The organism is Bergeriella denitrificans NBRC 102155 (assembly GCF_001592185.1).
GTDB lineage: Bacteria > Pseudomonadota > Gammaproteobacteria > Burkholderiales > Neisseriaceae > Neisseria > Neisseria denitrificans.
The window spans coordinates 1-2,145 of sequence record NZ_BCWL01000279.1 but is presented as its reverse complement, the minus strand read 5'-3'; the positions used below and the strand labels follow the sequence as shown (position 1 = coordinate 2,145).

The window sequence follows — 2,145 nt, the reverse complement described above, 5'->3', positions numbered from 1 at the left end:
TTTTTATGATTGAGACGGGAGACAGTTCATGCAGGAACAGGATAGACATTTGCCGGTGCAGACGGACACGGCGGCAGAAGTGGCGGCGGTTCAGCCGCAGCGGCTGCGTTTTGAATTTTACGGCAATGCTTCCGAGTATTTTAAGATATGGCTGGTCAACCTGTGCCTGACCATCGTAACGCTCTCGTTTTATGCGCCGTGGGCCAAGGTACGCAATCTGCGCTATTTTTACGGCAATACGGCGCTGGCAGGCGGCCGTTTTGATTTTACGGCTCAGCCGTCGCGGATTTTAATCGGGCGTTTGATTGCAACGGCGGTATTTGCGGCGGTGTCGGTATTGTCGCAGCTTGACCCTGCCTATGCGTTGGCCGTGTGGGGCGTGTTCGTCCTGCTGATGCCGTGGTTGGTGCGCTCGACGATGCGTTTTCGGGCGCGTAACAGTAAATACGGGAATGCCCGTTTTCATTTTTCCGCTTCTCTGGGGGCGACGTATTGGCTGTTTATCAAGTGTCTGCTGGTGACTTTGCTGAGCTTCGGTCTGCTGTATCCGCTGGCTTTGTATTGGTTTAAATCTTACCAAATCAATCATTTGCGGGCGGGGCATCTGCCTTTCCGTTTGTGGGCGGGCGTCGGCAGTTATTACAAGGCGGTTATTCTGCCTTATTTGCTGGGCATATTGGCTTTGGCGCTGGTGGTCGGGCTGGCGGGGCTGGCAGGGGGTGTAGGAGGCGCGTGGCAGAATGCCCATCCCGAAACGGCTGTGATGCTGCTCAGTGTGGCGCTTTCTGCAGTATATGTGCTGATGCTGGGCTTTTTTGTGCCGCTGACGCAGGGCTATCTGTTTCGGGCGACTTGGGAAAGCGCGGGCGTGGGACGCAGCTGGATTACGACGGATTTGAATCCTTACCGCTATGCCTGGATTAAATTCAGCAATTATGTGCTGACGGTGGCGACGCTCGGCTTGATGCGGCCGTGGTCGCTGGTGCGCCTGTACCGCTATCAGGCGGCTTCTTTGCAGGTGGAATTGAAAGACGACCCGCAGGATTTGCTGAATATTGCCCAAGATGATCCGAACAGCATCGGTGAGGAGCTTTCCGATGTGTTCGATATCGATATTTCTTTATAAGTAGAAAGCGGTGGAGCAATATGGCTGAAGCTATTGAAGTACGCTATTACGATGGGGCAGGCAACCGGCCGCACCCCGCTAAATTGCGTGCGGACGGAACATGGCTGTATGTCCGCTGCCAAGAAGGCGAAGAGCGGCGCTATCTGTTGGCGGAGGCGGTGTATATTGCCGGCGTCGGTCAGGTGCTGCCTGCGCTGGAGCTGCCGGATGATGCCCGGATTGAGTTTTTGACGCCGAACATACCGCATGGGTTGAAACTCAGGCATCAGAAGCTGCAACACCGCGTCGGCCGCTGGGAAGGCAGCTGGAAATGGGCCGGTATCGGCTTGTTGGTCGCGGTTGGGGTCGTGTTTTCCGTATTCAGATGGGGCATTCCGGCCGCTGCGGCTTATGCGGCGCACCGTCTGCCCGAGCAGGTGCTGGCGGACGCGGGCAATCAGGCGGAAAAGCTGCTGATGCAGATGACCGGGGAAAGCCGTTTGAGCCCGGCGCGGCAAAAAGCGGTATCGGATTTATACTACCGCGTGCTGGCGCCCGAGCGGCCGGCCAAGCTGGTTTTCCGCAGCGGCGGCAAGGTCGGGGCGAATGCGCTGGCGATACCCAACCATACGATTATGTTGACGGACGAACTGGTAAAGCTGGCGGGAAACGATTCGGAAATTTTGGCGGTGTTGGCGCACGAGCACGGCCACCTGCTGCACCGCCACAGCCTGCAGCAAGGCCTGCGCGGTATCGGTAGCGGCCTGTTTCTTCTGGTATTGACCGGCGATACTGGTGATTTAATCACGAGCCTGCCGCTGATGCTGGTTTCCGCGCAATACTCCCAAGCGTTTGAGCTGGAAGCCGACCGTCACGCCGCCGCGTCTTTACAGCGTCTGAACCTGTCGCCCAAATCACTCGGTGTGTTTTTACAGCGTTTGGAACAGGCAAACGGGCAGGGCAGTGTTGTGCCGGTATTGAGCACCCATCCGTTGACGGAAGAGCGTGTCAAGCAGTTGGAGCGTTATAGCCGGTAAGTT

At 56.9% G+C, this 2,145-nt stretch carries 2 protein-coding genes; both read left to right on the top strand.

The window, feature by feature from the left end:
• The first annotated feature begins 28 nt into the window (after positions 1-28).
• On the top strand, positions 29-1,126 hold the full coding sequence (locus BDE01S_RS10170; protein WP_082790467.1) for a YjgN family protein: 1,098 nt from the start codon (positions 29-31) through the stop codon (positions 1,124-1,126).
• 20 nt (positions 1,127-1,146) lie between these two features.
• Positions 1,147-2,142, top strand: a complete 996-nt coding sequence (locus BDE01S_RS10165; RefSeq protein WP_066081146.1) for a M48 family metallopeptidase — start codon at positions 1,147-1,149, stop codon at positions 2,140-2,142.
• Positions 2,143-2,145: the final 3 nt, after the last annotated feature.

What these genes read in the sequence shown, in the direction of transcription:
- BDE01S_RS10170 (WP_082790467.1), top strand. Translation starts at nt 29, where the DNA reads ATGCAGGAACAGGATAGACATTTGCCGGTGCAGACGGACACGGCGGCA.
- BDE01S_RS10165 (WP_066081146.1), top strand. Translation starts at nt 1,147, where the DNA reads ATGGCTGAAGCTATTGAAGTACGCTATTACGATGGGGCAGGCAACCGG.